Origin of the sequence: Cellulosimicrobium sp. I38E, from assembly GCF_001647255.1 — a bacterium.
Lineage (GTDB): Bacteria > Actinomycetota > Actinomycetes > Actinomycetales > Cellulomonadaceae > Cellulosimicrobium > Cellulosimicrobium cellulans_E.
In genome coordinates this window covers 1-4,725 of sequence record NZ_LUAZ01000091.1, presented here as the reverse complement: position 1 = coordinate 4,725, position 4,725 = coordinate 1, and the positions used below count along the sequence as shown (strand labels likewise).

The window sequence follows — 4,725 nt, the reverse complement described above, 5'->3', positions numbered from 1 at the left end:
CCCGGGAGGCGGGGGAGGGGGCGGTGGGACCGGTCGGGACCCCGTCGTCGTGCGGTCGGGGCCGGACGTCATGACGTCGTCGGCGGCTGGCGCAGCAGGTAGCCCACGCCCCGCTTGGTGTGGATGAGCGGCGGGAGCGCGACGGGCTCGCCGTCGGGACCGGGCACCGTGAGGTTGTCGATCTTGCGGCGCAGGTAGGAGATGTAGGACTCGACGATGTTCGCGTCGCCGCCCCAGTCGTACTGCCACACGTGGTCGAGGATCTGCGCCTTCGACAGCACGCGGCCCGCGTTGAGCATGAGGTACCGCAGGAGCTTGAACTCCGTGGGGGAGAGGTCGACGTCGACGCCCGCGCGACGGACCTCGTGCGAGTCCTCGTCCATCTCGAGGTCGGCGAAGCGCAGCACCGCGTCCTCGACGGGCTCGGCGTGCGTGCGGCGCAGCACCGCGCGGATGCGGGCGACGACCTCCTCCAGGCTGAACGGCTTCGTCACGTAGTCGTCGCCGCCCACGGTGAGACCGGTGATCTTGTCGCGCGTGTCGTCCTTCGCGGTGAGGAAGACGACGGGCGTGTGCTGCCCCTTCTCGCGCAGACGGCGCGTGACGGTGAACCCGTCCATGTCCGGCAGCATGACGTCGAGCACGACGAGGTCGGGCTCGACGTCGCGCACGAGCCGCAGGGCGCTCTGCCCGTCCGCGGCGGCGTGGACCTCGAACCCGGCGAAGCGCAGGGACGTGGCCAGCAGCTCGCGGATGTTCGGCTCGTCGTCGACGACGACGAGGCGTGCCTCAGGCGTGGTGCTCATGCCCCCAGTGTCCTCCCGCGGTCTGGGAGTCGCCTGGGAACGGGCTCCACCCGCGGCCCGCTCGTGCGGGGCCTCCGCGCGGTGCGCGTGGGCGGCGTCGGGCAGGATGGCGGGCGTGCGGATCACGGTGGACCAGAGGCGACGGCGGCTCGTCGCGCAACAGCTCGCGCTCGCGACGGACCTGCCCGGACGCCCGGCGGCCCGCACCCCCGAGGACGTCGTCGACCGGCTTCTCGCCCTGCACGCCACCGACGCCCCGAGCGTCTACCTCTCCGTCCTCGCGCGGGTCCCCGGCCTCGTGCTCGACGACGTCCGGGACGCCGTGTTCCGGCGTCGCACCCTGGTCAAGGTGCTCGCCATGCGGCGCACGATGTTCGTCGTGCGGCGCGAGACGGTGCCCGTCGTGCACGCGGCCGCGGCGCTCGCGGTGGCCCGGCGGCTGCGCGCCCGGCTGCTCAAGGAGCTCGCGACGCTGCCCACGGACCCGCCCGTCGACGACGCGGCGACCTTCCTCGCCGCCGTCGAGGCCCAGGTCCACGCCGCGCTCGCGGAGCACGGGCCGATGGACGGCGCGAGCCTGTCGAAGGCCGCGCCGCTCCTGCGCACCGCGTTCCTGCCCACCACCGCCAAGACGTGGGACGTGCGCCGCACCATGACGTCCCAGCTCATGTCGCTGCTCTCCGCGGAGGGCGCGGTCGTGCGGGGCGAGCCGCGCGGGTCGTGGTCGTCCAACCGGCACGTCTGGTCGCCCGTCGAGGACTGGTTCCCGGGTGGCATCCCCGCGATGGAGGAGGCGGCCGCGCGCGCGGCGCTCGCCAGGTCCTGGCTCGAAGTGTTCGGGCCGGCGACGGTCAAGGACCTGACGTGGTGGACGGGCTGGAACCAGCGGGACACGCGCGCCGCGCTCGCGGCGCTCGACGTCGCCGAGGTCGAGGTCGAGACCGGCACGCCGGAGGACCCGGCCCCGCAGGCCGGCGTGATGCTGCACGGGACCGACGTGCCCCCGCCCGACGAGGTCCCGCTCGCGGGGCACGTCGCGCTCCTGCCGTCGCTCGACCCGACGACGATGGGCTGGGCCGCACGTGACTGGTACCTCGGCCCGCACAAGGCCGCGATCTTCGACACGATCGGCAACGCCGGCGCGACCGTCTGGTGGGAGGGCCGGATCGTCGGCGCCTGGGCCGTGCGCCCGGGCGGGGAGCCCGCGTTCCGGCTGCTCGAGGACGTGGGGTCGGACGCCGAGCGCACCGTCGCCGCGGAGGCCGAGCGCATCGCGGCGCTCCTCGGAGGCGACGGCGTGACGGCCTCGTTCCCCACGCCCCTGTACCGCGAGCTCCACGCCTGACGGTGGAGCCCAGCAGGTCGGTCAGAGGTAGCGCAGCGGGTCGAACTCGTCGAGCGGGATGATGCGCACGCGCGGCAGCACGGTCGTGAACGCGCCGGCGTGGTCCTCGAGGTCGAAGACCTCCAGCCCGCGCCCGGTGAGCTCGGTGAGCCGCACGTTGACGAACTCGCGGAAGGCGAGGACGCCCACGCGGCGGTCGGGGTCGTCGAGCAGCGTCTCGACCTGCGGCAGGAAGTCGCCGTCGTGGCTCGCGAGGAGCACGTCGCCCGGCTGGTCGACGATCGCGTCCAGCATGCGCTGGATACCGATGTCCACGACCTTCTCGCTGCTCGACCCGGCGAGCGGGATCGGCCGGTAGCCCATCGCGAGCAGCGCCTGCACGAACGACATCGGCATCTGGCCCGACGACGCGTTGAGGAAGAACAGCGGCGTGACGTCCTGGCCCCAGGCCTGGCGTGCGAACTCCACGATCCGGTCCCACCGTGGCCGCTCCTCCGGCGCGGGACGGTGCCCGAGGACGTTCATGCCGAGCGTCGCGTCGATGTTCTCGCCGTCGACGACGAGGTAGGTGCGGCGCGGCGTCGTCGGTGCTCGGCCGTCGGAAGTCTGGAGGTCGGACATGCTGGTCAGCCTATCCGCGCGACGGTCGCCTGCCATGTCCACGACGTGGGTGTTTGCGTCGGGGTACCCCGGAGTGGGTACCGTCGGACCTCGTGACCACGTACGACACCGACGCCACGGCCGCAACCGGAACCGTCCGGATCACGGTCGTCCAGAACTCCCCGGACGTCGCGCTCGACGCCTACGCCGACCAGCTCGCCGCCGACCTGCGGGTCGTGCGCCCGTACGACGGCGACGCGATTCCCACGGCGGACGAGGTCGGCGACGGCCTCGTCGTCCTCGGCGGGCACATGTCCGCGCACGACGACGAGCGCGCCCCCTGGCTGCCCGCGCTGCGCGAGACCCTGCTCGCCGCCGCGACGACCGGCGTCCCGACGCTCGGCATCTGCCTCGGGGCCCAGCTCCTCGCCGTCGCCGGCGGTGGGCACGTCCAGGTCTCCGCGCCTCCGGGGCGCGAGGCCGGCGCGACCCGCGTCTTCTGGCGCGCCGACGCCGAGACGGACCCCGTGCTCTCCGCGCTCGCCGCGGGCGACGCGCCGGTGCGGTACGTGACGAGCATGCACGCCGACGCCGTCGTCGACCTTCCCTCCGGCGCCGTCTGGCTCGGGTCGTCCAACATGTACCCGTACCACGGCCGCCGACTCGCCGAGGCCTTCGCCGCCGAGGTCCGCGCGACCGTCGGGCGGAGCGTCCCGGCCTGACCGAGGCTCACCAGTCGGAGGTCGGAGCGTTCTGGGTGGTGGTTCCGGACCCGATCGCGGGCGTGACCTGGGTGGGCGACACCTGCGGAGCCGGGGACGAGCCCTGCTTGAGGGCGGCGAGGCGCGCCTCGATCTCGACGGCCTCGCCGGACGTCTCGAGCTCGGCGAACTGGGAGTCGATGCTCGACGCCGCGACCTCGGCCTGGCCGATCGCCTGCGCCTCCTCGCGCCGCACGATCTCCTCGTAGCGCGAGATCTCGCTCGTCGGGTCGAGCACGTTGATGGAGCTGATCGCGCCCTGGACGGTCTGCTGCGCCTGGGCGCTCTTCTGCCGGGCGACGAGCGAGTCGCGCTTGGACCTCAGCTCGCCGAGCTTGTCCTTCATCATCGCGAGGCCTGACTTGAGCTTCTCGACCGACTCGCGCTGCGACGCGATGAGCGGCTCGGCCTGGCGGACCTCGCCCTCGGCGGAGATCTGCTTGCCGAGCGCGATCTTGGCGAGGTTGTCGAACTTGTCGGCGTTGGCGGTGTCGCCCTGCTGCCGGTAGCGGTCGGCCTGCGCGGACGCGGCGACGGCCTTCTGTCCCCACTCCTGCACGGCGGCGACGTCCTCGTTGTAGTCCTGCTCCGCGAGGCGCAGGTTGCCGATGGTCTGCGCGACGGCCTGCTCGGCGTCGGCGATGTTGTTCGTGTAGTCGCGCACGAGCTGGTCCAGCATCTTCTGCGGGTCCTCCGCGTTGTCCAGGAGTGCGTTGATGTTCGCGCGGGCGAGCTGCGCGATCCGTCCGAAGATGCTCTGCTTCTCCGCCATGGTCGTCCCTCTCTGGTGAGCCGTCTCGTACTGGTCGGGTGCTGCGTGCTGGTCTCGTCCGTCCGTCCGTGCTGGTCTGGTCGCGGGTGCTCCGGGTCCTCGTCAGAAGCGGCCGCCGCGGCCCGAGCGACCGCCCGAGGACCGGCCGCCGACTCGCCGAGGCCTTCGCCGCCGAGGTCCGCGCGACCGTCGGGCGGAGCGTCCCGGCCTGACCGAGGCTCACCAGTCGGAGGTCGGAGCGTTCTGGGTGGTGGTTCCGGACCCGATCGCGGGCGTGACCTGGGTGGGCGACACCTGCGGAGCCGGGGACGAGCCCTGCTTGAGGGCGGCGAGGCGCGCCTCGATCTCGACGGCCTCGCCGGACGTCTCGAGCTCGGCGAACTGGGAGTCGATGCTCGACGCCGCGACCTCGGCCTGGCCGATCGCCTGCGCCTCCTCGCG

General features: G+C 73.2%; 6 protein-coding genes. 2 read left to right on the top strand and 4 right to left on the bottom strand.

All coding sequences use genetic code 11. From position 1 onward, the window contains the following. Positions 1–68: 68 nt before the first annotated feature. Positions 69–806, bottom strand: coding sequence for a response regulator transcription factor (locus A0J59_RS20325; RefSeq protein ID WP_047232411.1), 738 nt, complete (start codon positions 804–806; stop codon positions 69–71). A 115-nt stretch (positions 807–921) separates the two neighbouring features. On the opposite strand from A0J59_RS20325, the gene A0J59_RS20320 reads away from it, so the two are divergent. Continuing rightward, positions 922–2,151, top strand: coding sequence for a winged helix DNA-binding domain-containing protein (locus A0J59_RS20320; RefSeq protein ID WP_064317278.1), 1,230 nt, complete (start codon positions 922–924; stop codon positions 2,149–2,151). Between the two features lie 21 nt (positions 2,152–2,172). Here the strand turns inward: A0J59_RS20320 and A0J59_RS20315 are convergent, their stop codons facing one another. Continuing rightward, a complete protein-coding gene (locus A0J59_RS20315; RefSeq protein WP_047232412.1) occupies positions 2,173–2,772 on the bottom strand; it encodes an NYN domain-containing protein in 600 nt (199 codons plus the stop codon). A 92-nt stretch (positions 2,773–2,864) separates the two neighbouring features. On the opposite strand from A0J59_RS20315, the gene A0J59_RS20310 reads away from it, so the two are divergent. Beyond that, entirely contained in the window at positions 2,865–3,473 is a 609-nt protein-coding gene (locus A0J59_RS20310; RefSeq protein WP_064317277.1) for a type 1 glutamine amidotransferase, read from the top strand. A 7-nt stretch (positions 3,474–3,480) separates the two neighbouring features. Here the strand turns inward: A0J59_RS20310 and A0J59_RS20305 are convergent, their stop codons facing one another. Further along, positions 3,481–4,284, bottom strand: a complete 804-nt coding sequence (locus tag A0J59_RS20305; protein ID WP_064317276.1) for a PspA/IM30 family protein — start codon at positions 4,282–4,284, stop codon at positions 3,481–3,483. A 219-nt stretch (positions 4,285–4,503) separates the two neighbouring features. Continuing rightward, positions 4,504–4,725: PspA/IM30 family protein (locus A0J59_RS21910; RefSeq protein ID WP_369799804.1), on the bottom strand; the 222-nt coding region annotated here is incomplete at its 5' end.